This window comes from Helicobacter sp. MIT 05-5294 (assembly GCF_000765675.1).
Taxonomy (GTDB): domain Bacteria; phylum Campylobacterota; class Campylobacteria; order Campylobacterales; family Helicobacteraceae; genus Helicobacter_D.
Window position 1 is genome coordinate 41,570 of record NZ_JRPA02000003.1, and the last position, 24,678, is coordinate 66,247.

General features: G+C 40.0%; 29 protein-coding genes and 2 tRNA genes. 8 read left to right on the top strand and 23 right to left on the bottom strand.

Annotated elements, in window-relative coordinates:
• Both ccsA and LS69_RS02375 read right to left on the bottom strand, forming a co-directional pair.
• The gene (gene ccsA, locus LS69_RS02370; protein ID WP_138121805.1) at positions 1 to 2,868 is read right to left on the bottom strand and encodes a cytochrome c biogenesis protein CcsA; all 2,868 of its coding nucleotides are present in this window, start codon (positions 2,866 to 2,868) and stop codon (positions 1 to 3) included.
• 140 nt (positions 2,869 to 3,008) lie between these two features.
• Positions 3,009 to 3,656: a ferritin family protein gene (locus tag LS69_RS02375; protein WP_138121806.1), complete on the bottom strand. Its 648-nt coding sequence runs from the start codon at positions 3,654 to 3,656 to the stop codon at positions 3,009 to 3,011.
• A gap of 275 nt (positions 3,657 to 3,931) precedes the next feature.
• Between LS69_RS02375 and LS69_RS11040 the strand changes: the two genes are divergently transcribed.
• Entirely contained in the window at positions 3,932 to 4,066 is a 135-nt protein-coding gene (locus LS69_RS11040) for a hypothetical protein (RefSeq protein ID WP_275050951.1), read from the top strand.
• A gap of 129 nt (positions 4,067 to 4,195) precedes the next feature.
• On the top strand, positions 4,196 to 5,815 hold the full coding sequence (locus LS69_RS02380) for a hypothetical protein (protein ID WP_138121807.1): 1,620 nt from the start codon (positions 4,196 to 4,198) through the stop codon (positions 5,813 to 5,815).
• A gap of 12 nt (positions 5,816 to 5,827) precedes the next feature.
• Here the strand turns inward: LS69_RS02380 and LS69_RS02385 are convergent, their stop codons facing one another.
• Together LS69_RS02385 and pyrF are read right to left on the bottom strand one after the other, a co-directional pair.
• Positions 5,828 to 5,989 carry a hypothetical protein gene (locus tag LS69_RS02385; protein WP_194145380.1) on the bottom strand — a complete coding sequence of 54 codons (162 nt, stop codon included), beginning with the start codon at positions 5,987 to 5,989 and terminating at the stop codon, positions 5,828 to 5,830.
• A 145-nt stretch (positions 5,990 to 6,134) separates the two neighbouring features.
• Positions 6,135 to 6,821: an orotidine-5'-phosphate decarboxylase gene (gene pyrF / locus LS69_RS02390; RefSeq protein ID WP_138121809.1), complete on the bottom strand. Its 687-nt coding sequence runs from the start codon at positions 6,819 to 6,821 to the stop codon at positions 6,135 to 6,137.
• Positions 6,822 to 6,898: 77 nt separating this feature from the next.
• On the opposite strand from pyrF, the gene LS69_RS10315 reads away from it, so the two are divergent.
• Positions 6,899 to 7,045, top strand: a complete 147-nt coding sequence (locus LS69_RS10315; RefSeq protein WP_194145381.1) for a hypothetical protein — start codon at positions 6,899 to 6,901, stop codon at positions 7,043 to 7,045.
• Positions 7,046 to 7,071: 26 nt separating this feature from the next.
• On the opposite strand, the gene nusB is transcribed toward LS69_RS10315, so the two are convergent.
• The 5 genes from nusB to LS69_RS02415 all read right to left on the bottom strand — a co-directional run bounded on the left by nusB (position 7,072) and on the right by LS69_RS02415 (position 10,503).
• Positions 7,072 to 7,704, bottom strand: coding sequence for a transcription antitermination factor NusB (gene nusB, locus LS69_RS11150; protein WP_138121810.1), 633 nt, complete (start codon positions 7,702 to 7,704; stop codon positions 7,072 to 7,074).
• Positions 7,705 to 8,175: a 6,7-dimethyl-8-ribityllumazine synthase gene (gene ribH / locus LS69_RS02400; RefSeq protein WP_138121811.1), complete on the bottom strand. Its 471-nt coding sequence runs from the start codon at positions 8,173 to 8,175 to the stop codon at positions 7,705 to 7,707.
• A complete protein-coding gene (gene kdsA, locus LS69_RS02405; RefSeq protein WP_138121812.1) occupies positions 8,162 to 8,998 on the bottom strand; it encodes a 3-deoxy-8-phosphooctulonate synthase in 837 nt (278 codons plus the stop codon). Before kdsA ends, ribH begins: the two co-directional genes overlap by 14 nt.
• Before the next feature lie 2 nt (positions 8,999 to 9,000).
• A complete protein-coding gene (locus LS69_RS02410) occupies positions 9,001 to 9,624 on the bottom strand; it encodes a carbonic anhydrase (protein ID WP_138121948.1) in 624 nt (207 codons plus the stop codon).
• Between the two features lie 105 nt (positions 9,625 to 9,729).
• On the bottom strand, positions 9,730 to 10,503 hold the full coding sequence (locus LS69_RS02415) for a flagellar motor protein MotB (protein WP_138121813.1): 774 nt from the start codon (positions 10,501 to 10,503) through the stop codon (positions 9,730 to 9,732).
• A 102-nt stretch (positions 10,504 to 10,605) separates the two neighbouring features.
• On the opposite strand from LS69_RS02415, the gene LS69_RS02420 reads away from it, so the two are divergent.
• Positions 10,606 to 11,211 carry a DedA family protein gene (locus LS69_RS02420; protein ID WP_138121814.1) on the top strand — a complete coding sequence of 202 codons (606 nt, stop codon included), beginning with the start codon at positions 10,606 to 10,608 and terminating at the stop codon, positions 11,209 to 11,211.
• A gap of 223 nt (positions 11,212 to 11,434) precedes the next feature.
• Here LS69_RS02420 and LS69_RS02425 read toward each other — a convergent pair whose 3' ends face one another.
• Positions 11,435 to 12,469, bottom strand: a complete 1,035-nt coding sequence (locus LS69_RS02425) for a bifunctional 3,4-dihydroxy-2-butanone 4-phosphate synthase/GTP cyclohydrolase II (RefSeq protein ID WP_138121815.1) — start codon at positions 12,467 to 12,469, stop codon at positions 11,435 to 11,437.
• A 116-nt stretch (positions 12,470 to 12,585) separates the two neighbouring features.
• On the opposite strand from LS69_RS02425, the gene LS69_RS02430 reads away from it, so the two are divergent.
• A tRNA-Gln gene (locus tag LS69_RS02430) sits at positions 12,586 to 12,660 on the top strand.
• 45 nt (positions 12,661 to 12,705) lie between these two features.
• Positions 12,706 to 12,782 (top strand) — tRNA-Met (locus tag LS69_RS02435).
• A 270-nt stretch (positions 12,783 to 13,052) separates the two neighbouring features.
• Here the strand turns inward: LS69_RS02435 and LS69_RS02440 are convergent.
• Positions 13,053 to 13,253, bottom strand: a complete 201-nt coding sequence (locus LS69_RS02440) for a hypothetical protein (protein WP_138121816.1) — start codon at positions 13,251 to 13,253, stop codon at positions 13,053 to 13,055.
• 88 nt (positions 13,254 to 13,341) lie between these two features.
• Here LS69_RS02440 and flgE point away from each other — a divergent pair, with 88 nt between their 5' ends.
• Positions 13,342 to 15,609: a flagellar hook protein FlgE gene (flgE, locus tag LS69_RS02445; protein WP_138121817.1), complete on the top strand. Its 2,268-nt coding sequence runs from the start codon at positions 13,342 to 13,344 to the stop codon at positions 15,607 to 15,609.
• A 25-nt stretch (positions 15,610 to 15,634) separates the two neighbouring features.
• Positions 15,635 to 15,850: a hypothetical protein gene (locus LS69_RS02450; protein WP_138121818.1), complete on the top strand. Its 216-nt coding sequence runs from the start codon at positions 15,635 to 15,637 to the stop codon at positions 15,848 to 15,850.
• Positions 15,851 to 15,852: 2 nt separating this feature from the next.
• On the opposite strand, the gene LS69_RS11045 is transcribed toward LS69_RS02450, so the two are convergent.
• The 12 genes from LS69_RS11045 to hisB all read right to left on the bottom strand — a co-directional run bounded on the left by LS69_RS11045 (position 15,853) and on the right by hisB (position 24,658).
• Positions 15,853 to 15,975 (bottom strand): hypothetical protein, encoded by a 123-nt coding sequence (locus tag LS69_RS11045; RefSeq protein WP_275050952.1) that lies wholly within the window; start codon positions 15,973 to 15,975, stop codon positions 15,853 to 15,855.
• Between the two features lie 394 nt (positions 15,976 to 16,369).
• Complete coding sequence (locus LS69_RS02455; protein WP_138121819.1) at positions 16,370 to 17,062, bottom strand: di-trans,poly-cis-decaprenylcistransferase; 693 nt, start codon at positions 17,060 to 17,062, stop codon at positions 16,370 to 16,372.
• A 2-nt stretch (positions 17,063 to 17,064) separates the two neighbouring features.
• On the bottom strand, positions 17,065 to 17,823 hold the full coding sequence (locus LS69_RS02460) for a hypothetical protein (protein ID WP_138121820.1): 759 nt from the start codon (positions 17,821 to 17,823) through the stop codon (positions 17,065 to 17,067).
• The gene (gene coaBC, locus LS69_RS02465; RefSeq protein ID WP_138121821.1) at positions 17,820 to 19,073 is read right to left on the bottom strand and encodes a bifunctional phosphopantothenoylcysteine decarboxylase/phosphopantothenate--cysteine ligase CoaBC; all 1,254 of its coding nucleotides are present in this window, start codon (positions 19,071 to 19,073) and stop codon (positions 17,820 to 17,822) included. Before coaBC ends, LS69_RS02460 begins: the two co-directional genes overlap by 4 nt.
• A gap of 1 nt (position 19,074) precedes the next feature.
• Positions 19,075 to 20,934, bottom strand: coding sequence for a penicillin-binding protein 2 (mrdA, locus tag LS69_RS02470; protein ID WP_138121822.1), 1,860 nt, complete (start codon positions 20,932 to 20,934; stop codon positions 19,075 to 19,077).
• Positions 20,931 to 21,398 carry a hypothetical protein gene (locus tag LS69_RS02475; RefSeq protein ID WP_238699071.1) on the bottom strand — a complete coding sequence of 156 codons (468 nt, stop codon included), beginning with the start codon at positions 21,396 to 21,398 and terminating at the stop codon, positions 20,931 to 20,933. Before LS69_RS02475 ends, mrdA begins: the two co-directional genes overlap by 4 nt.
• On the bottom strand, positions 21,365 to 21,898 hold the full coding sequence (locus LS69_RS02480; protein ID WP_138121824.1) for a GNAT family N-acetyltransferase: 534 nt from the start codon (positions 21,896 to 21,898) through the stop codon (positions 21,365 to 21,367). The genes LS69_RS02475 and LS69_RS02480 overlap by 34 nt, the downstream gene beginning before the upstream one ends.
• Positions 21,895 to 22,584, bottom strand: a complete 690-nt coding sequence (locus LS69_RS02485) for a GTP-binding protein (RefSeq protein WP_138121825.1) — start codon at positions 22,582 to 22,584, stop codon at positions 21,895 to 21,897. The genes LS69_RS02480 and LS69_RS02485 overlap by 4 nt, the downstream gene beginning before the upstream one ends.
• A complete protein-coding gene (lptA, locus tag LS69_RS02490; protein WP_138121826.1) occupies positions 22,581 to 23,051 on the bottom strand; it encodes a lipopolysaccharide transport periplasmic protein LptA in 471 nt (156 codons plus the stop codon). Before lptA ends, LS69_RS02485 begins: the two co-directional genes overlap by 4 nt.
• Positions 23,048 to 23,611 (bottom strand): hypothetical protein, encoded by a 564-nt coding sequence (locus LS69_RS02495; protein WP_138121827.1) that lies wholly within the window; start codon positions 23,609 to 23,611, stop codon positions 23,048 to 23,050. The genes lptA and LS69_RS02495 overlap by 4 nt, the downstream gene beginning before the upstream one ends.
• Positions 23,595 to 24,089: an HAD-IIIA family hydrolase gene (locus LS69_RS02500; RefSeq protein ID WP_138121828.1), complete on the bottom strand. Its 495-nt coding sequence runs from the start codon at positions 24,087 to 24,089 to the stop codon at positions 23,595 to 23,597. The genes LS69_RS02495 and LS69_RS02500 overlap by 17 nt, the downstream gene beginning before the upstream one ends.
• Entirely contained in the window at positions 24,086 to 24,658 is a 573-nt protein-coding gene (gene hisB / locus LS69_RS02505) for an imidazoleglycerol-phosphate dehydratase HisB (protein ID WP_138121829.1), read from the bottom strand. Before hisB ends, LS69_RS02500 begins: the two co-directional genes overlap by 4 nt.
• Positions 24,659 to 24,678: the final 20 nt, after the last annotated feature.

Genomic DNA, 24,678 nt, shown 5'->3' on the forward strand with positions numbered 1-24,678 from the left:
TTAGGGAAGCTTAGGAGACGCCAAATCTCCTTTCTTAGCCGCACAAACAATAAGTAGAATCGTAAAACCAACAAAATAATACAAAAATACAGGAATCGGCAAAGGGTCTCCAGCTGCGTAAGAATGCAATCCAGAGAGATAAAAATTCACCCCAAAATAAGTCATCAAAATAGAATAAAACGCCACAACACTAAGTGCCGCAAAAACATAAGGATTATCGCCTTTGGGGATAAATCTCGTATGCAATACGATAATATACACAACAATAGAAATTAAAGCCCAAGTTTCTTTAGGGTCCCACCCCCAATATCTTCCCCACGATTCATTCGCCCAAACACCACCTAAGAAATTCCCGATTGTTAGCATGGCAAGTCCTAAAATCATCGCCATTTCATTAATTGTGTGCAAAGTAAGAATCGTGCGGTCTAATTCAGGATATTTTTCATCTCTGAAAATAAACAAAAACAAAGTGAGTGCGCCAAGCATAAAGCAAAGCCCCAAGAATCCATAACTTGCAGTAATAATAGAAACATGGATATTAAGCCAATAAGACTTTAGCACCGGCACAAGATTGCCAATTTGTGGGTCCATAAATCCTAAATGTGCAACAAAAAGTGAGATTCCAGCTAGAAAACTCGCCAAACTCTGCGCCAAATAACTCTTTTTGAAAAACACAACCCCAGCAACTCCCGCAGCAAAAGCGATATAAATCATAGATTCATAGGCATTACTCCAAGGTGCGTGTCCTCCGACATACCAACGCATTCCAAGTGCGACTGCATGGCAAAATACCGCAAGTGAAATTACCCAATAAAGCAAACGACTTGCCCCAATATCTACTTTTTTGCGTCTAAAAATTTGCACGAGAACAACTGCAAAAAGCAAGATTCCGCAAATCAAATAAATTGGCATAAGGTTTTCAAACACATTAAAATGATTCAAAAATATTTCCAAATCAAGGCGTGATTGCGATGGAATCAAATCTGCGCCAAATTTGTGCTGAATCTTCTCTAACGCTTCAAGTGCCAAGTCTGCATTTTCCCATTTGTTTTCCACCAAGCCATAATGGAAACTATTAAAATAAGCTCCAAAGAGTTTTTGCAGCTGTTCTGCGCTTTGCGCATCAAAACTAGCAATCGCATCACTTGGGGCAAACCATTTTTTCTCTTCACTACTAAAGCTTGGCAAGATTCGCAAACTTTGTGCCGTATAAATCAAATACGCGACATTCACGCGCTCATCTACACTAATAACATCTTTGTCAAACTTATCCCGCATTGCGGGTTTTTTACGATTGGCATCTTCTAGGAAGTTTGTGAGTTTATAAGTATCCCCCACAAACAAATCCTCAAAAGCAATATGCTTATCTCCCTCACTCACTCCAATAACTTCTTTTAATTTTGGGGTAGAAATTGCAATCATTTTGACTTTTTTAAACTCTTCAGGATAAACCATCATTCCCAAAAACAACTCCATAGGTTTTAACCCCAAAAAGTCATTCTTTTTTGTCATTTTATGCACATATTCCATAGCCAAAGTATCCACAGGTTTCACGCGCCCACCAAAATCTTGCACTAAAAGTCTTCCAAATTTTTGCGAATGTGCGCCACTTTTGCTTTTAAGATTCTTAATCAAATCCAAAACACTCTCTTCTGTGATTGGTGGAATCATAGCTTCTATTTCTTCTTGCGTGTGAGGATTGTTTGAAATTGCATTTTGGGATTCTATATTTTGCGCACTATGGGATTCCACACTTTGCGTATTTTGTGTAAGTGCAGAATCCGCCACAGCAGGTAAGCTACCAAAGCCCAATCCAAGCGCGAATACAATCGCTAAGTTTTGCGATTTTAGATAAGCACTTAAGCGCACAAATCTTCCATTTTTAGCAAAAAATTCCCACAAAAGCCCAATCACTAGCATGGTATAGCCAATATAGGTTAGAATCTTGCCTGGGTCGCGATTTACGGATAGAATCGTGCCTCCCTCGTCTAAATCATAAGAAGATTGAAAAAAGCGGAATCCCCCATAATCTAAAACATTATTCATAAAGATTTTATAAGGCTTTTCTACTTTGTTTGCAGGGTCAATCACAACAACCTCCGAAGCATAAGAAGAAGGGCTCATAGAACCCGCATAGCGGTCAAGTTGAAAATCTTTTAATTCTATAAAAAAGGGCAAAGATACGATTCTGCTACCCCATTCTAATGCGAATCTCATTCCGCCAAGCACAAAAGGAATCGTCGTTTCTCCATGTGTGTTTTTTGTTAATTCAATCTGTTGGCTCTCTCCTTTGAATCTCACTTCTACTTGCAGTCTATCACTATCCATTTTATCCACCGCTGGGATATAGTTTAAATACTGCACCAACAATTCATCTTGCTCAAAAGGCAATGTTTGATTAAATTTTTTCTGCACTAAAGGCGTGATTGTAGTGGGAAAAATAGCACGATAAAGAGTCTCGTCCTTTTTGGCTAAAATCGTGATAAACTCTTCTTGCGATTCTATGATATTGCTCTTCTCTCCCTCTCTGATGTGCATTACACCTTCAAAGCCATAATAGCGCGTAATGGCTGCACCGACAAAAATCACAACCAAAGCAGAGTGGAACAACAAAGAAGCGTATTTTTGACGCTGCCAAGCACGAGAAAGCACCAAAACACCAATGAGATTCAACACTAAAAGCAAGTGCAACAAATTAAACCAAGAAGCACCATAAATCAATGCTTTAGCACTAGAAGTGCCGAAATCATTTTCTACAAATGTCGCAACCGCACACGCGCTCCCATAAGCAATCAACAAAACAATCGTAACAAAAAAACTACAGAATCCCTTTATAATATTGCGGATAAAAAATCGTATTGGATTCATATTTTTCCCTAAAATCAAAATTTAAAAATGTCATTTTACCCAAAGCTTTTTTAGGTTTCATTAACAAAAAGCAAACAAAAAGAAAATTGAATCATAAATAAAGAATCCCAAAGCCCAAAAGGCTTTGGCTTGACGCGGATTTAGCCCAAAAATTCGCGCTTGAAGTATTCGCGTGAAGCTTTGCAAAGCGGACATGCGCCGGGAGCTTTTTTGCCTCTATGGATATGCCCACAGATTTCACAAACCCAAACTTCTTCTTCTCCGCTTTCAAAGAATCCCTCTTCATCAAGCATTTTTTTGAGCTCTAAATACTCTCTCTCATGCTCTACTTCTACCTTGCCAATAGCTGTAAAGAGTCTTGCAATATCTTTTTTGCCCTCTTCTTCTGCGATTTTAGCGAAATTTGGATACATAGTTGTATGCTCATAGTTTTCACCCTCTGCGGCGATAAGCAAGTTTTTCGCAGTGATTTCTAGTTCTTTGCCATCTACGATTTTATGATACGCTTTAAACTCCGCTCTTGCATGCCATTTTTCGTTTTCTGCCGCTTCTTTAAAATGCGCAGCAACTCTATGCCAACCCTCTTCTTGCGCTACATCAGCGAACAAATCGTATTTGTTACGCGCCATGGATTCACCCGCAAAAGCTTTCATCAAATTTACTGCGGTTAAATCTGTGGTAATACAGGTCATCTCTGCATCACAACAACTAAGTGTGCCACCACCGACATTTTGCACTTCTACTTCATTGCCGCATTTTTGGCATTTATAAGTTTCGTATTGTCTCATCAACAAATCCTTTCTAGTTTTAAAATTTAAGTTGAAATTATAGCATAAAATTTTTAATTAATAAAGTTTATTATTTAGAAATTTGAATTTTAATGAATCTTAATTTGAGTTTTTACATATTTTGTGTGTTACTTTTGCGGCAGTAGAATCTTGCTCAAAAGGATTCCACGATATTTCCCTCATTCTCTTAACTTTTTTGTAAGAAATCCGATATAATAAAGATATTTTATAATTACAAAGAAGGAGAAAATGCTAAAAAAGCTATATTTGCTTTAGTGTTTGCTAGTGTTTTTGGTGCGTTACTTTATGCGCAAACAGAATCCAAAATGCAAATCAGTAAGCCTTTAAGCGGAGTAGAAGCGAAAAAAGCGTTACAAAATTTCCCGAAGGAAAGCAAAAGTGCGCTTTAAAGTAAAAAAGGTGCAAGAGGAGGGAATCTATATCCTTGGAGTAGTTTGGTATTTTTTGATATTTATTATGATGACGCCACAGGCAATATTCTTGCAGTAGATTTTAGAGTAAAAAATTAAGGAGAAACAATGATAGGCAAAGTCGCAACACCAATCCCCACGAAGCTAGAAGTAGAGAATGCTACCACAATTAAACTAGACCAAAAAATCTTGCAAGATTATAAGGCAAACGCGCCACAACGCGAGAATAAAATCGCAGAAGCTAGAGCCGCAGAAGCACAAGCACAGGAAGAACGCGAAGCCAAAATAGCGCAAACAAAGGCGCGTGTTGATAATATTTTGGGTTTGCATTCTAAGTTGGTTGAAGGGGTTGGGCTTCAATCCAACTATGGCTTAAATGCCCAAAAGTTAAATTATTTTACTGAAAATTTGCATTCTACTAGCGTTACACACAACTCATTAACAAAAGAAATGCAATATAACTTCTCTGGATATGCTACATACTCTGAAGATAGGGAGATTGAAAATGCTGGAGCAATGCCAAGCTATTTTAACGCCAAAGGAGTGAGCAAATACCTAGATACGCCTGTGGGGCAAATGGAAGTATTTTTGGATTTGGACGATGATAATGACCTATACAGCGTGGGGAGCTTGGATTATGTCGGGCAGTTGATTAATTTAGATATTAATCAAGACGGAATCTTAAATTCTGATGATGATTTCTTTGATAAAATCAAGCTTAGAGGCTATAACTCTAGTGGCGAAGAAATAGTTTTGAAACTCACTGATTTGTATAATTCGCTAGATTTAACGCAGTTTGTCGATACAAAACAAAATGGCACTTCTCTTTTTCGCCCTGAATTAAGCTATAAGCAAATCAATGAGGAGCAACAAAAAAATTTTAGAGAAATGTTTAAAAATAACGCCGATGAGAGTGGTTGGATAGACTTTAGAAAAACTTACAGAGATGAGGGTGGGCTAGAACAATTAGTCTATGGCGACCTTATGAACTCCTTAAATCTTGCCTACAACAAAAAGGGAATCAACGGCGTAGATAGGCTAGAAGTGTTACGATTTAATGCCTATGATGGGCGTAATGGAGACTTAAGTAAAAATTATATTATAGACAAAAAAGAACGCTTTGCGGCTATGTATCAAGACTATTATGGCGGGGGCAACAAACTTGCCATAGAACGCGAGTTTCAAACCATTACCGGAATGAAGTTTAGCGAAGAGAAGTTTAATGAGTTTTATAATGGGCTAAATAATGCGGTAACTGCTACCAAATACGCTAACGCGCTTCAAGATACAGACTCTGTGGTGGCGATGAAGCTCAATGATAATGGAATGATTACATTCAAATTTGATTCCGGCAGGAGCATAGAGGTTGCTTTTGAGGATTTATATGTCAGTGATGGGGAGTTTAATGTAACGAGCAAGGGCGAACAAACAAGCATAATGAGTGAGACTACAAGCCTTAGCGATGAAGAACTTAATAAGCTGGATTTCATGCAAATAGGAGTGCAAACATACAATGAAGTCTTATCTTTGGCAGATTTGGGCATAGAATTTATCCAAAAAGAAATGTTTAAAAGTGGCAAAATCGGCTTTGTCTTAACCAAAGGGGACGATACTACGCTTATCGCTTCGGATTTATACAAAATCCAAAGCGTAGAAGATATGGTAAAGTTTGCAGAGTTAGAAGAAAAAGACAAACTAAGAGCCACGAAGTTTGAAAAAGAAGCATAGGGAGAGGCTCAACTACTGCGTTATGACAAGAGAATCCCTTTGAATCCAAACATTATAAATTGCTTTTTGGCTTAGCCTCGCAATGATGCAGTAAAACAAATCCGCCGTCATTGCGAGAGATTCGCTAGAATCAATCTCGTAGTGTGCAATTTGTGAAACAAGCTTCACCCACACTTGCAAATCTATAATACTGCATACCAAAAAAGTGTTGCAATGGAGTCTCTAAAAGCGAGATTCTATATTGTAGATTGCCACGAATTGCGTTGCATTCCTCGCAATGATGCAGTAGTAGAATCCTTGATTACTCACTAGGAATCCTCTAAATCTCTCTTAAAATCTCCTCTACGACCACCTTTGGATTCTGCGCCCTATAAATCGGACGCCCTACAACGATAAAATCACTCTGCGCCTCTTTTGCGTCCTCTAGCGTTGCCACGCGTTTTTGGTCTCCGCTACTTTCACCAAAAGGACGAATCGCGGGTGTGAGCGTCAAAAACTCCGCACCAAGCTGTTCCTTAATCGTTTTGGATTCTGCACACGAACACACCACACCATTAAGTTTGCATTCTTTTGCCAACCTCGCAAACTCCAACACTTGTGTTTCTAATCCTGTATGGTAAATCTCAAAAAATCCCTTTTCATCAAAGCTCGTCAATGCAGTTACCGCCATAATCAAAGGGGGATTCGGGGTTTTCTTAAGTCGTTCTACAACCTCGCACATTGCCTCTCTACCGCTACTTGCGTGAATCGTAATCATATCCACACCAAGCTTTGCAATCTCATCTACGCTATCACCCATTGTGTTAGGAATATCATAAAGTTTTAAATCCAAAAAAATACGAAAAAGCGGATTGATTGCTTTGATTTGCTCCAAAAACGCCGCCCCATCACGGATAAAACTACGCAACCCTACCTTAACCCATAAATAATCCTTGCTTTTTAGGGATTCCATTAGGGCTAGATTCTCCTCTGCACTTGGCAAATCCAACGCAACACAAAGTTTCATTAATCCTCCTTTTAATCCATTTATCAAAATTTGGATTAAATTTACTAGAATCATAGCCTTAAAATCATAAAAAATGTTTGAATCTCATTGATAAAACCCTTGCACCCTCATTAAAAGGCACACAGGGTTGCGACAAATCGCATTGCAATTCTCGCAATGATGCAGTAGTAGAATCTCGCCCTTTCGTCATTGCGAGGCAGCAAAGCGAACGAAGCAATCCATAATACAGAATCTCTCATAACGCTATGGATTAAACGCTCTTTTTGCTTTTTTGCGGAGTTTTGCGCACTTTGAAATCTTTTTTGGATTCTTTGGAGTTATTTTTAGAGGGATATTTTGCTTTAGGTTTTGCAACTTGATTCTGCGGTTTTTTGTAAGATTTGGGTTTAGATTCTTTCAAATCTTCTTGTGCGCGAGGAATCTCTAACGCCTCTGTTACAACTTTTTGTTGTTTCAAGGATTCTTTGATTTGTTCCATTGGTGTTTCACGATTTTTTGCGATTCCATCCAACACACCATTGATGAACTTCGTTGATAGCTCATAGCCGAAATTTTTGGCAATCTCCAATGCTTCATTAATCACGACTGCTTGGTCTGTTTTGCTAAAAACAATCTCATAAGCCCCCAAGCGCAAAATCGCTCGTTCTACTTCACCAATACGCGCAAAATCCCAACCCGTAAGCTGATGCGTAATGCGCAAATCTAAAATTCCTAAATTTTCAACCACGCCAGAAAACAAGTTAAGCGCGAAAGTTTTTTGTGCATTTTTAATTTTGTGTTCCTCTAAAATCTCATCAATAAACCTTGAGATTCCGTCATTTCCACTACCATAGGCATACAAAAACTGCACAACCACTTCACGCACTTGACTTCTTGTCGCCATTTATGCCCCAATCTTACGATAAAGATTAATCAATTCAATCAAACTTGCCATAGATTCAAAGCCTTTGTTGCCCGACTTCGTTCCTGCGCGTTCAATCGCTTGTTCAATGGAATCTGTGGTTAGCACACCAAAGGTTACCGCTGCGCCGTAACGAATCGTAACATTAGCGATTCCTTTTGTCGCCTCTGCGCTAACATAGTCAAAATGCGGAGTTGCACCGCGTATAATTGCCCCCAAACAACAAACGCCATCATAATCTCCTTGTGCAAGGACTTTTTCTAAAGCAAAAGGAATCTCAAAAGCACCCGGCACTAAAATATGCGCGAGATTCTCCTCTCTACCTCCATGGCGCAAAAAGCAGTCTTTCGCACCCTCTACTAATCTATCTGTAATTAAATGATTGAAACGACTTGAAATAATTGCGATTTTCTCATCGCCAAGTAAGGATAAATTTCCCTCAATGATTTGCATAATTTTCCTTTGTTATTAAAGATTGAATCTCTAAAATCTGCCAAGCAAGATTTAAAATCTCTTTAGGCTTTAGCATATTGGGACCATCACTTAGCGCGGCTTTAGGGTTGCAATGCACTTCAGCAAACAACCCATCAATCCCAACTGCCGCTGCGGCACGAGCTAATATCGGCGCATAGCGACTATCGCCCCCGCTTTTACCATTCAAACCACCCGGCATTTGCACTGCGTGGGTTGCGTCAAAAATCACGGGGGCAAACTCACGCATAATCACGAGTGAGCGCATATCCACAACTAAATTTCCATAGCCAAAGCTACTGCCACGCTCTGTTAAGCACACCTTGTATTTCAAGGCGTTTTCCAAAGTCGCCTCTTCTACCACTTCATTTTTGGCTTTTGCGCGCACTTTAAGGGCTTTTAGCACAGAATATTTCATATCGGTGGGATTCATAAATTGCCCCTTTTTGATATTTACCACTGCATTAGTTTGCGCCGCAGCGACAATCAAGTCTGTTTGCCGACATAAAAACGCCGGAATCTGCAAAATATCTACAACTTCCGCAACAGGAGCGGCTTGGTGCGTTTCGTGAATATCTGTAAGCAATTTATAGCCAAATTTTGCCTTGATTTTTGCTAGAGATTCTAGCCCTTTTTCAAGTCCGGGTCCGCGATAGGATTCCAAGCTCGTCCGATTTGCCTTGTCAAAACTTGCTTTGAAATAAAAATCAATCTTTGGATTTTCATTAAGAGGTTTTAGAGATTCTGCAATCTCCTCTAAAATCTCATCATTTTCTATAACGCATGGTCCTGCAACTATTATCATTTTTATCCTTTTAATAAATTAAATTCGTGTCTCTTAAAATCATAATTATAGACTTCCCCACTTTCTATAATATAATGCCAACCATAGAGATTTAAGGTGCGTGCGAGGTATTTTTCCTTGACTTTTGGATAAGTAAAGAGATTCATAATCTGACGCTCAATATTGATTTGTTCTGTCAAATACGCGCGCATTGCCGTTGTTTTGGGGTTAAGTGATAGCACTTGTGTTTTAACAGATTCAATGAGTTTTAGCCAATTTCTAACATTTGGCATATTCACAAAATGCGGCGATTCCTCATAAAGTGCCGCACAACCTCCACAATGCGAATGCCCACAGATGATAATGTTTTCAACCTCTAATTCTTCTAAAGCATATTCAATCGCAGAAGTCGTCGCGAGATATTCATCTGCCGCGCGATAAGGTGGCACGATATTAGCAATATTGCGCACCACAAAAAGCTCTCCGGGCAAAGTATTTGTAATCAAATTTGGCACGACACGCGAATCTGCACAACCCACAAAAAGCGTGTGAGGATTCTGCCCACTTTTAAGATTTTCAAACAATTCTTTATAGGCTAAAAAATTTTCTTCTTTGAACTTGATCACGCCTTCAAAAAGCAAATCAATAGTGTTTTGAGCATTGGAAGCAGATTTGGATTCTGATAAATTTGCTTGGGATTTTATCACTTCTTTTTTGGGATTCCGATTCAACAAAATATCCTTGAAATGGCTTTAAGGTGTAACTTTTGTGAGGCTTTCCATCGCAGAAGACAAATCTTCGCCCACACTATAAACATATAAATCCACGCGTCTATTTTTGGCACGCATTGAGGGAATCTCGTTGTTAGCAATCGGAGAAAATTCTCCCTCTCCTCCACCCATTACACGCGACTTTGCAACTCCTTGCGCAAGGATTAAATCCGCTACATTCACGCCGCGCGCAAGGGATAATTCTAAATTATCCGCGAAGAGAGAATCCTCCCGCAAAGGCGTATTATCGGTATGTCCTATTGCCTTGATAAGCACGGCATTGGGGAGCTTTGCAAACTCCATTGAAAGCCGCTTTATGAGTGCGATTCCACTTGGATTTTGCAAAACCGCACTGCCACTTTCAAAAAGCAGCGCGTCTGGAATCCTAATAATCACGCCTTTTTCGGCTTCTTCTAGCTCTACTGCGGGTCCATTAGAGATTCTATTGACTTCATTATAATCAGTAATCAAACTTGCAAAAATATTAACAACATTATCCATTTCAACTTCTGTTTCCATTGGCGTAGCTTTAATAGGTGCAGGGGGATTAATCTGCGTTTGCGAACCCTTTTCAAGAACCGCCAAAGAACCCTCCAATGAGCCAATAGCAAGTGCGATTCGCTGTGTATCAAAGGTCGCCATAGAAAGCAACAAAATAAAAAAGGTAAGAATCAGAGTAACCATATCTCCATAAGTCCCAAGCCACAACGGAACGCCTTGAGGACAATCACAAGCTGGACATTTGTTCTTCGCCACTTTTACCCCTTAGATTTTGAATCTGAAATTTAAGTTAAAATTCTGCGATTATAGCTTATTTTGGTTATAATCTTAATTAATTTTTTGATTCGTGGGGAAATTTTGCAAACAATTCTTCATTTATTAGTAGAATCCATTAATACTTTTGGATATTTTGGAATCTTTTTTCTAATGTTTTTAGAAAGTAGCTTTATCCCATTTCCAAGCGAAGTTGTGATGATACCGGCGGGATATTTAGCGCATTTGGGCGAAATGAACTTCTTTCTTGTAATCCTTTGTGGGATATTGGGCTCACTTTTTGGGGCTTTGTTAAATTATTATTTAGCTTTATTTTTGGGGCGTGAGATTCTCTTAAAATATGGCAAATATGTGTTTTTTGACGCAAAAACAATGGAAAAAATGGAAACATTCTTTGCCAAACACGGGCATATCTCCACCTTTAGCGGACGCTTGATTCCTGTCGTGAGACAATACATTTCGCTTCCTGCAGGGCTTGGCAGAATGCCACTTGCGCGTTTTTGCCTTTTTACAACTTTAGGTGCGGGGATTTGGATTGCGATTCTAACCACGCTTGGCTATTTTTTGGGGCAAAACGAAGAACTTTTAAAAGAATATTTGCATTGGATTACTTTTGGGCTGATTGTTTTTGTCTTCTTTGGCATTGCTTTGTATGTTTGGATTGGGCGATATAGGCGCGAAAGTAAATAATAGAATCCCGCAAGGAACGAGGTATAGCCACCGCGCCATTGCACGAAATCGTTAAAATAGTGCTTTCGTCATTGCGAGAGATTCGTTAGAATCTCGTGGCAATCTATAATATTTCGTTTAAATGAGATTCTACAATGGAATCTTTAAGGGCGAGATTTTAGACTATGGATTGCTTCACTGCGCTCGCAATGACGCAAGGGCTGGATTCTGTATTGTAGAATCCCTACACTTCCACTCTTTCTAAAATCTTAAGCCCAAAACCGCTCAAAGCACTATATTCTGACTCATCAACCTGTGAGACACTCAAAAGCTTAAAATCCTTGATTTCAAGAGCCTTTAGAATCTGTGCACCAATCCCTAACCCTTTAATATCACGACTATCGCGGGTTTTTAAAAACACCAAATACCCGCCCTCAATTTTCAGCTTTTCAACCGCATAAATTAGCCCATTAAACGCATTTTGATTCTCAAAAAGCTCCAAGTCTTCTTTGACGATATGAAATTTCACAAGAGGAATCTTGGGATTGCCAAACGCAAAGGCAGTGTGGATTCTGCCCAAATGGTCTTGGAATTGAACTTTTTCTACTCTCGCACCCAAAAATTCAGACTTTGTGCTTCCGACTTTTTGAATCAGTTGCTCAAACTGCAAACGATATTCAATCAAATCCGAAACATAAAGAATCTTTAAATGGTGCTTTTGCGCAAACTCGGTTAGAAACTTATCCCCTCTTCTTGCCATTTGCCCATCTTCTCGCATAATCTCACAAATCACACTCACCGGCTTTAGCCCCGCAAGAGTGCAAATATCAATACTCGCTTCTGTGTGTCCTGTGCGTTCTAACACTCCACCCTCTTTTGCGATAAGTGGGAAAATATGTCCGGGTCGGACAAAATCCTCTGGTTTGGCGTTGGGCTTACACATAAGATTGATAGTCAAATCCCGCTCATAGGCTGAAATGCCGGTTTTAGCGGCTTTCGCGTCAATGGAAACCGTGAAAGCAGTTTCGTGATTGGAACTGTTTTGACTCACCATTGGAGGCAAATCAAGCTTTGTCGCAATTTCTTTTGTAATAGAAACGCAAACCAATCCTCGCGCTTCTTGCGCCATAAAGTTAATTTTCTCCGGTGTGCTAAAGATTCCAGCAAGAACCAAATCGCCCTCATTTTCGCGGTCTTCGTCGTCCATTACAATAATCATTTCTCCATTTTTAATCGCATTAATTGCCGCTTCTACGCGTAAAAATACTTCATTTTGCATTGATAAACCTTTAAGTTTTATTGATTTAAGGGCTTAGTATAGCACAAATTCACAAAAAGTTTTTAACATATTGACATTTTAAAATAAAAAGGCTATAATTCCGCTTTTAAATTCATTGGGGTATCGCCAAGTGGCAAGGCAGTTGGTTTTGGTCCAACCATTCCGAGGTTCGAATCCTTGTACCCCAGCCACTTATTAAACTTCTCTTTAATTTATAATCTTTTATAAATTTTCATCGCGGGGTAGAGCAGTCCGGTAGCTCGTTGGGCTCATAACCCAAAGGTCGGTGGTTCAAATCCGCCCCCCGCTACCAAATCCTTAACCCATTCAATATTCTTATAAAAATTCCATAGTAACTTTTTTAGCGTATTAAAGCGTGAATTGCCATATTTCTCACTGCGTTCGTTCCACACAATGACGAAATGGCGAATATTGCGTCATTGTAAGATTCTACATTTGAAAATCAAGAGGCAGTAAGGAAAAATTTGCCCCATTGTTGCAATTTTGCAGGAATGGGGCAATTAAGATAGCCTTCTTTTGCCTCGCATTTTTAAATGTAGAATCTTAAAGGCGAGACTTTGGACTATGGATTTGCAAGTGTGGGCAAACTGCTAACGCAGTGTGCGCCGCGTTCGCTTTGCTCACTCACAATGACGGCGGGGTGAAATCGCAATGAAGCATTAGCTACTGCTTTATTCTTCGCAATGACGACTTGGGATTCCGCGAAATCCAAATCCAAATCCCCAACACTCAAAACAAAAACCCTAAACTGCAACCCAAACACCAAAAATCCAAAATTTCAAAACCTAAAATCCCAAAAGTGGAACAATACTTGCTTTAGCTTTTGCAAATACTTTTCTAAAGGATTGCAAATGTTACGATCATTATGGTCAGGTGTAAGCGGTATGCAGGCGCATCAAGTTGCCCTTGATGTAGAATCTAACAACATCGCCAATGTTAATACCAATGGTTTTAAATACGCGCGTGCGGACTTCTCTACAATGGTAAGCCAAACTCGCCGTTCCGCTACGATTCCTTATGCAGGATATGGTGGGGTGAATGACTACTCCGTAGGACTTGGAACAAGCATTAATACAACGACTAAGGTTTTCTCACAAGGTTCTATGCAAAACACAGATAGGAAAGCGGACTTAGCACTTAGTGGGAATGGTATGTTTGTTGTGAGTAACAACGGCGGATATACTAGAATGTATACGCGTGATGGCGCGTTTAGCTTTGACGCGGTGGGAAATCTCGTTACTACAAGCGGTTTTATCGTGCAAGGTTGGGTGAGAGACCTCTCTAATCTAGGTTGTTCTTGTGGTAGTGGCTCTATCAATCGCGTAGATTCCACAGGTCCGGTAGGCAACATCACGATTGACCCGCGTATGACAATCCCAGCGAAAGCAACTGCTAATGTAACAGGCAATATCAACCTCACGAGCGGTAGAAAAACAGAAAACATCACTTGCCCCAGCCCATTGGATAGCACAGCAGCAAACAACTATATCGCCGGTGGATTAGATAGAATCTATGATACCAAAGACAAACAACTTGAAGTAGAACAAGATATGGGCGTAATGTTTGACGCAAGCGGTGAAGCCTTAATGCTTCAAGAAGGACAAGGGATTTGGGTAAGTTATCAAACCGCAACTTCTGCAAGAATTGCTTTAGGCAATCCAGCAGCAGGTGCAGTTACTACCACTGTTACCATCAATGGGCAAACCATTACTTGGACAAATGACGCGGCAGTTTCTGGTTCTTCACATCTATTGGCTGCTCAAGTAGCAATTAACAATCTAAAAGACAAAACAGGGGTTGAAGCCCTTACGCAAAATGGAATGTTGATTCTACAAAACCTCAACCAACTAGATGGCAATGGAAGCAACAAAAACATTATCGCCACAGGCTTTGATAATGGAATCTTCGGCGGCGGCGGCTTCGATATTGATGGCACAGGTAATAATTTGCAAGATAGCCAAACCGTAACCACTGCGTTTAAATATATCTATACCACACAAACCGATGCGGATTCTGCCTCTGGACAATTCCGCACTACTGAAGATTTAAGAGCAGTAATCCAACAAGATGCAAACAAAGTCAAAGCATTTGGTGGAGATTCCGCAGCAGCAGCAGCGGGAATTGCTGCAGGTTTTGGACAAAGTAATTATAGCGTGAGCGTAGTTTTGAATAACTCTGGACAATTTGAAATCAACAACAAACAAGACGGATTGACCACAGGAGCAGCTTGGACACCCGGAGGCACTCAAGCGACTTATGACAACCTAAACATTTTCGTTTCAGGCTACAATGACGCGCTTAACACTACCAATGTGCTTTTCAAAACCGTGATGAAAGGAATGAACACAGGTGTGCTAGTAGAAGGCGGAAATGTTACAAGCACAGGCGGAATCAGAATGGCGACTTATGGGCAAACTGTGGAAATCTTTGATAGTTTGGGTAACAAACACGAAATGCAGATTGAATTTACCAAAGTGCAAGGAAACCAATGGAATTGGCGTATCACCGTGCCTGAACCTGCAGAGTTGCTAGGCGCAACAGCACAGAGACCAAACATCTTAGAGGGCGGAAATGTAACCTTTGGTGAGCAAGGTGAACTTTTGGGATTCAACCCTTCAACCATTCAGTTTAAACCAAACAATGGGGCGCGATTCCCACAAGCTATTAACTTAGACTTCGGGACAGGCGGAGGCTATGACGGATTGACTTCTACTGCCGCAGAATCTCAAGCCAATGAAGTAGGAGGCGATGGTTATGCTTCAGGTATGCTCAAAGACTTCTATTTCGATGGCACAGGGACAATGATAGGAATCTTTGACAATGGACAAAACTTAGCTTTAGCGCAAGTCGCTGTGGCAACTTTCGCCAACTATGAGGGCTTACAAGAGAGTGGCAACAACTTGTATGCAGAATCTCCAAACTCCGGCGGTCCGACAATAGGCGCAGCAGGGACAGGCGGTAGAGCAAGTATTGAAGCGTCTAAGCTAGAAATGAGTAACACCGACTTAAGTCGCGGTCTCACACAGCTTATCGTCGTGCAAAGAGGATTCCAAGCAAGCTCTAAGTCTGTTACGACTTCAGACCAAATCCTAAACACCTTGCTCCAACTTAAACAATAGTTAGGAACAATCGCTAAGGTGTGGATTGCCTAGTCGTCATTGCGAGGGGCGAGAGAGGTGGCGCAGTCATTGCGAACGAAGCGTAAAATACAAATCCTCCATTCGTCATTGCAATCCTCGCAATGACAAAAAGGTAAAGACTAATGAAAACGAACAGACAATAAGGAAAGATTTTCCTAAAACTTGTTTTAGAGAAAATCAAGGTTACCTTTTCTTGTTTGTGAGTTTTGCATTACTTTGACTTTAATTTTTAAGGATTCTAAGCGTGGATTTATAGAATCTACGCTTAGGATTCCAAAATTGGGATTCTAAACTTTGGAATCTAAAGGATTCTTTGGATTCTAAGTTGCTTTCCTTACAAAACATTGCAAACCTTTCGCGCTCTTTTGCTAGATTGCAAAACAGAGCGCAAATCTTTCAAAACTTCTTTTCAATCCATAATGAGAAACCCCAACGCTTCCTCGTGAGCAATGAAAGTAATTAGCCTGTCATTGTGAGATTCCACATTATGGATTACCTAGGCTTTGCCTCACAAAGACAAAGCCTAATGAAAGCGAACAGGCAATAAGGAAAGATTTTCCTAAAACTTGTTTTAGAGAAAATCAAGGTTACCTTTTCTTGTTTGTGAGTTTTGCATTAGGCTTTGGTTAGGATTGTGATTGAATGCGAGATTCTAAGTGTGGATTGCTTCACTTCGTTCGCAATGACGCAGTAGGAATCTTAAAGCCTAAATTTGCTTTTAGATTCCATTGCAGAATCCTCACAATCCCCCAAATCTGCGTTCTCTTTGGTGAAATTCTACCATCATAGCTTCCAACTCTTCTACGCTAAAACTAGGCCACAAAGTCTGCGTGAAAAATAACTCCGCATAAGCACTCTGCCACAACAAAAAGTTAGAAAGTCGCATTTCACCGCCTGTGCGCACGAGCATATCTACTTCTGGGATTTTGCTAGTATCTAGTGCGCAGGAAATATCTTGCTCACTTAGTTGATTTGGCTCATTTGGCGCGATTCCACCCTCCATTAAACGCACAAAAGCGCGTCTTAACTCGTCCTTTGCTCCATAATTTAACGCTAGAATCTGCGTCATTCCATTGCATTGTTCCTGCGTTTGCGCCTCTAACGATTGGATTTTTTGTTGCAACTCCTCACTTAATGCGCTAATATCCCCGATACTTTTAAAGATAATATTAGAACGCAAATAAGTAGTTTTTTCGCGTATCAAATACTCCCCTAAGAGATTCATCAGGTATTCCACTTCTGCTTTGGGACGCTTCCAATTCTCCGTAGAAAACGCATAAAGACTTAGATATTGGATTCCACTTTTGGCACAAAACTCCGTGATTTCTCTTAGCTTTTTCGCCCCCTCTTTATGCCCAAAAATGCGCGGTTTTAGGCGTTGTTTCGCCCACCTGCCATTGCCGTCCATAATCAACGCTAAATGCCGCAACATTCCTAACCCTCTAAATCCAACAAAGAATCGCTAAAATCATAAAGAGGCACGATTGCGCTATCTACGCTAATATTGGTTTCGCGGATAAATTCAAGCTCGTTTAGATTTTCCCGCAAAAGCCGCGCCACTCCCTCATACATCACGCTAATATCTAGCCTCACGCCCTCTTTGAAATTCCAAAGCATTCCCCAAGTCGCGCCAAGATTTGAAAACACAGAATAAAACTCCAAGCACTCCTCGCTTCCCACGCGTCTTTTGCGTAGTTGCATTAAGCCATCTTTGCTTTCATCATCATAATGCAAAGGAATCGTCAAAACCTTTTGTTTTAGCGACATTAACATATGGCTCAAAAAAGCAAATTCCCACCGAGATTCCGAACTTGCCAAACGCTCACTCAAAAACCCTTTCATCGCTTCAAAAGGATTCTCACCCTCCAAAAACTGCTGCATCACTTCGCTACTAAGTTTAAGCGGGACATTTTGGTCTTTTAGCAAATCGGGCTGTTTGATGAGATTGGATAGCGTAATCGCCCCCGTGCTTCCGCGCCCCATTTGCGCCCAATATTTCCCGCCAACTTCCAATTCTTTAAGGCTTTTAGTCTCCATTGCAATATTGCCGACTTTTAGCATATAGCGGATTCCTTGCATTTTCTCCATAACCTCTAACTTCATCGGAAGCGCGGCGTTAAACTGCGTGGGCTTACTCACGGAGTTTTGTAGCGTGTTTTGGACTTGCGAAAGTTGGCTTAATTGCTTAATCATAGATTTTGCGCCTCTTGCAGGATTTTAAAGCTTAGGCTAAACTTGTCGCTAAATCCCAAATCTACTTTAAAAGAATCGCGAATCCAAAAGATTTGGTTGTGTTGGGATTCTAAAGGATTGCTAGAATCTGTGATAGTATTTAAACAAACCGCGTCTAAATTCTTGGCTTTCAAGGCGTTTTGTGCATTTTGGACGCTTGTTTCTAACGCGCTAGATTCTAGTTTAAATCCAATCGTTTTTTGTTTCTTTTCTAAAGAAGCTAAAATATCTTTATTTTCTTGAAGTTGGAGATTCCAAACTTTGCCAATTTCTTGTTTTTTTAATTTCCCTCTCACTTTTTGAATCGGGACATAATCGCTCATCGCAGCACTCATAAACAAAAACGATTGTTTTTTTGGCGTAGGCTTATGGTTTTGCCATTTGAGGATTGACTCTAAAAACTCATTGCTAGATTCTACCCTTTGAATCTCTATTCCTAGAGGCAAAGGATAAGGAATTTGTGAGCTTACAAAGCAAACTTTCGCCCCCAAACAATACGCCGCTAAAGCCAAAGAAGCTCCCATTTTGCCACTAGAAAAGTTAGAGAGATAGCGCACACTATCCAATGCTTCCCTACTTCCGCCTCCGCTCACGCAGACTTCGCACTGCTCCCAAAAAGGCGTTTGAAGCAACGCGCGTAAAGTGCAAAACACAATTTCTAGCGGATTTGCCAACGCGCCATTGCCCACCACTCCACACGCTAACTCCTTGCATTCTGGCAAAACAATCTGCACACCACGCTTTTGTAGAATACTTAAGGATTCTTGTGTTGCAGGATTTTCTAACATTTTGGTATTTGCCGCTGGGGCTAGAATCTTTGTTTTATCAAACGCTAAAAAACTCTCCAACAAAACATTATCGCTGATTCCATTGGCAAGTTTATTTAGCGTGTTCGCGCTTGTTGGTGCAATTAAAAACACATCGCCAAAGTTTGCAAGTTCAATGTGATTGCAAGGATTGCTCCCCCAACTTTGCGATTCTTGCGTCAAAACCTGAAAATGCGAAATCGCTTCAAAAAGCAAAGGCTTAATAAATTCCTGCGCACTTGCACTCATCACCACGCGCACACTTGCACCTAGCTTTTGCAAGATTCTAATCACTTCTAAAGTCTTATAAATCGCGACACTACCGCACACACCTACGATAATCTTCTTGCCATTAAGCAACTTGGGCAAGGATTCTATAAATTCTATTTGGGATTCTGTTTGCATTTTATTCCGCCTCCGCTTCAAAGGTAGAATCCGCAGCATTAATGACTTTGGGTGTTTTAACCCCGCGTGGCTTCACATAATCTAAATCCACCAAAACATTAGCAAGTTTAGCTAATACCGGTCCGCCTGTCCCACTTCCGCTACCTCCGTGTTCCACCATTATCGTAATCACATAGCGCGGATTATCCGCTGGAAGAAAGCTTGTAATCCAAGCTTGAGAACGATGAAAATAATCCATATCTTTTTCTTTGATACGCTCTTTATCCGCTTGTGAAATCCCGACAACTTGCGCAGTTCCGGTTTTACACGCGAGATAAGCTTTGGATTCTCTTGTCGCATAGTTTGCTGTGCCACCTACTTCGGAGCAAACTTGACGCATTCCCTCTCTAAGCACAGGAAGTTTGCTTTTTTGAAACTCATTTAGCACATCTCTAGGCTTATAAAAAATATCATGCTCTATTTTTTTGGCAAAATGCGGCACGGGCAACTTACCACTCGCAATCAAAGCGGTGTAATTGGCAATTTGCAAAGGCGTAGTGAGAAACAATCCTTGCCCAATGGAACTGACGATATTATCACCCGAATACCAATCTTGTTTGAAGCGCGACTTTTTAAGACTTGGGCTTGGCACGATTCCTGTAAATTCATTGGGCAAATCCACGCCCGTTTTTTGCCCCAATCCCATAGTTTTCAGCACCCCTGCAATCTTTTCAAAATCTGTGCGCAAAGAAAGAATATAGAAATACACATCTACGCTTCGCTTGATTGCTTTATACAAATCCGCACTTCCATGCCCCTCCTTTTTCCAATCCCGAAACTTCCTCCCTCCAAGCTCTATAAAAGCGGGGGTTTTTATCTCTGTCGTCTCACTAATCCCGGCGTATTCTAAAAGTGCTAATCCCATTCCCATTTTAATGACAGAACCGGGCGGATATAAGCCATTGATAAATTTGTTAATCAAAGGCTTATAGGGGCTATTGCGCAAAAGATTCCAATTCTCATACGAGATTCCTCCGACAAAATGGTTTAAATTATATTCGGGATAGCTCCCTGCAGCTAGAATCTCTCCGCTATGAATATCCATAATAATAGCCGCGCCATTTTTATCTTCAAAAATCTCGTCCATTACGCGCTGGATTCTAATATCTAGCGTGGTGGTGAGGTTGTTGTTTTCAGTCGCTTCTTTATGCGAAACGACTTCCATTTCTTGATTTAGTGCAGTTACTTTGACAACACGCTTCCCAACTTCACCTTGCAAATAAGTATCGTATTGCCGCTCTAGCCCCTCTTTGCCAATATTTCCTGTGTATTTTGCAATGGGTTGCCTTTCAATATCTTTTTGATTTGCCTTGCTGACATAACCAATCACATGGGAAGCAGAAGTTGTATTAGGATAGAATCTCCGCGCCAATGGAGTAATGCGCAATCTTTCGCTTTGGGAAAGTTGCGTGTAATGCTCTAAGATGAAAGAATGCTCTACAAATTCAATAATAGGAATATAATCGTGATTATAGGGCGAATCTTTTTTGCTATATTCTTGAATCAATTTTTCTTTAGAATACATTGGAAAAAATGTCAAAAGTCGCTCTATTTCTTGCTCCAACAAAGGCAAATTGGAGCGCAAAGACATTCGCGGTGGCAAGGACAGCGCAAAGCCTACATTATTGGTCGCAAGCGGCTCTCCATTGCGGTCTAAAATCTGCCCACGCACAGGGACGATGTATTCCTCACGCAAGATATTATTCTGCGCTTGTTCTTCAAAACTCTTTTGCTTTAAAATGCTCAAATCAAAGATTCTTATTAACAACACAATCCAAAACAATACAAAAGCTACAAAAATAACACTTAATCGCACATTCATAACAAAATCCACATAAAAAACCAAACCAAAATGATTTCACAAGCGATATACCACCCCATAAGCCACGAAATCTGTGGCATATCTACTTCCAAAAACAAGCCAAAAATCTCTAAAAATGCGAAATACCCCAAATACGCATACACAATAAACAAAGGAATGAAGATTTTACTAGAACCAAAAAACTTACGAAATTTTGGCAACACCACTTCAAACGAAACTGCCATAAATAAAATCAAGCTTAAAAATGGCAAACCCTTACTCGCTTCAAAATAAAGAAAAAATGGCACTAAAAAATAAAAAACTTCTACTGAATGTTCTTCGTAATTTTCTTGCGCCAAGACATACATTACACCCAAAAGCGGGGGCAAAAAATAAAAAATATCTGTTAGCGCGACATAAACAATCAGCGCAACCACCAAAAAAAAGTATTTTATATTTTTTTGATTAGTGCTATTTCTTCGCATAGTGGAAAATGTTTGCATAAGATACAATCCGCCCATATTTTTTGATTGGGTATGTTTTCTTTACTGATTTCACAAAAACCCAATTTTTCAAACAAAATGCGTTGGTAAGTCAAAACCAAAACTTCCTTAACTCCAAGTGCCTTGCCTTCAAGCTCACAATCCAATATCAACGCGCTTCCTACACCCAATTTTCTAGCATTTGGCGCAACGATGAGACTGCGAATTTCAGCCAACTCCAAAGAATGAATATGCAAAGCACAGAATCCTAACATAATAGGCTTTTGAAGTTCTTTAAAACTTTTGGATTCTCTTTTTAATTTACTTTGTTTTTGTATCGCCACTTCTAGCACGGATTCTTCTTCCCACGCCACACGATAAGAACGAATCATATTTGCCATAATTTCAACAGATCGTTCTAAAATCACGCCACCTTCAACTTCTGGGCGCACAATTTCGCGCATCATAGAAATATCATCTAAAATCGGTCGTCCAATAATCATACTGCCTCCATAGATTCTTTTGGAATCTCACGCCCAAGCACTTTTGCGACAATACAATCCGCGATTCTATTATATGCGTGTTTTTGCAAAGAACTAGAAAATAACGCGTCAGGAAATGCGGATTTTAGCTTGTTTTGCATTGTTTTGTTGAGCTTATCAAACTTCGTAAAAATCCGAATGATTTGCTGGTCGCCCCTAAGGAATTGCGTAATAAATGCAACCAAATTAGAATCAATCTCCAAATCCGTATGTCGGCTATCCACCAAATGCACAAACAAACGAATGCTATCGCGTTTTTGCAAAAACTCTACTAGATTGCGATTCCACAATTCTTTTTGACTTTTGGCGACTTTGGCATAACCAAAGCCCGGCAAATCCACTAACATTACTTTGAGGATTTCTGATTCTGCAGAATCAGAATTTTGAATCTTTTTGGATTCTTGTTGGGATTCCTTTAGAGACTTTTCTCTCCACTCGCTTAAAAAGAAATTGATTAACTGCGTTTTTCCGGGCGTTGAAGAGCTTTTTGCTAGATTTTTTTGCTGACAAATGAGGTTAATCAATGTGCTTTTACCCACATTGCTACGCCCCAAAAATGCGACTTCTGAAATCATCGGCGGAGGGCATTGTGCAAGATTTTGTGCTGAAGTGAGGAATCGTGCAGATTTAAGAGAATATTGGCTCATTGTTGCTCTTTTTCTAATCTAAAAATCAAACGCGCAGGTTTAGCGTCGTTGCCTATAACATTGATAAAGCCCTCTTTGTAACGAATGATGATTTTATCTCCGCGCACGATATTGTTTTTGGCAATTTCCTTGACCATCGCATTTCCTAGAATCTGATATTCTTGATTTGCTGGGAAATAAAGGGCTTCATTGGCTTCTCCTTCAATCTTGCGCCCATCTTGCAAAGTAAGCCAAAAACGCACATTTCCTTTTGCCTGCATTTTGTTAGGACGATTATTAGAATCCAAATAAATCCAAGCTTCATTTGCCTTTAACAAATCGTTTGCGCGTTTGACTTCTACATTTCCCTTAAGCTGTGTCATTTTGCGCTTTTCATCTCCAATCAGCTCTTTTGCACTCACTTCAATTTCATCTGCCCACGCAAAGGAAACAAAGAAAACCAACAAGAATCCCGCTAGAAATTTCATGGATTCGTCCTTAGGATTCCATAAATATTTTGGGCATAGACTTTGTCGCCGATATAAGTAATATCTTGTCCGCGAATCTTATAGTTTTCATCTAAGATAATAAATTCTCCCGCGCCCTTTAATTCTTTTTTGTCCGGATTATACCGCGCTTTTTGACTCCAAAACTCCGTCTTATCTCGCTGATAATTCACGCCTTGTGGGAAAAAAATCTCCTGATTATCATAGAGTGCAAAACTAGATTGCAAACTCTCTTCCATACCTTTTGTATTTTCTTGAGAGGCAAAAGTGAAATTGCTCACATTAAAATGCTCTAATTCGTTGATTTGTTGGGGATTCTCACGCCCTTTTTTGCCAAATGCAACAATGCTCACGCCTTGCATTCCGATTCTATAATATTCAAAATCAAAAATTTCAAACCTTGAAATCTCTTCTATGTTTTTAGCATTTTGCGCTCTCTTGCCTCCCAAAACAACCACCATTACAAGGCTAAAAACACAAAGAAAGAGGAAAAATATCGGGACTAAACGACCACTTTTAAAGGAATTAGGCAAAGATTTCATAGAGTTTGGCTTGTAAATTTTCTTTTTTAATCAACCATTGAATCATCTCACGCACTGCACCTTTGCCGCCTTTATGCTTCAAAACCTTATACACGCTCTTCTTCACTTCTTTAACCGCATCTGCGGGAGCAAAGGAATATTTCACACGCTTTAGCATACTTAAATCATTCAAATCATCGCCAATGACTGCGACTTCTTTAAGTGTGAGATGGGATTCTTTTAAAATCTCTTCTAGTGCCTTTGCTTTGTTGCTAATGCCTTGTTTTAGATAAGTAATCTTTAGCTCTTCTGCGCGATTCTTGACGAGTTTAGATTCTCTGCCTGTGATAATCGCCACTTTTTTTCCAAGTTTAAGCCAAGCCGCGATTCCTAAGCCGTCTTTGACATTAAAGGCTTTCAGCTCCACGCCCTCATTGCTATAAATCAAACTCCCATCACTCAAAGTGCCATCAACATCTAACACGATTAATTCAATCATAAAACCCCTTTTGTGCTTGGGATTCCAAGTGTTTCATTTTTGGCACTTGCGCGACGCAAAGCCACTGCAAATGCTTTAAAAGCGGCTTCAATCAAATGGTGTTTATTCTTGCCTCGTTTTTTGATGATATGCGCAGAAATTCCGGCATTCATCACGACTGCGCGAAAAAACTCTTCTACTAATTCACAATCAAAATCCCCTACTTTACCATCAAGCTCTAAATCAAAAACCAAAAAAGGACGATTGCTAATATCCAAATCACATTCCACACACGCTTCGTCCATCACAATAGAAGCATTGCCGAATCGTTCAATTTTTTGAATAGGAAAAAGCAAGGATTTTAGCAAACTCCCAATCACGATTCCGCAATCCTCTACACTATGGTGAAAATCCACTTCCAAATCCCCAATACATTGTAATTGCAGATTCCAGTTTGCGTGTTTGCAAAGGGATTCCAACATATGGTTAAAGAATCCAATTTTTGTTTCAATCTCTGCTTTGCCCTCGCCATAAACTTCCAAAGTCGCTGTGATTTGCGTTTCTTTGGTATTGCGTGTTAGAGTTTCCATAATCCGCCTTTTCTTGATAA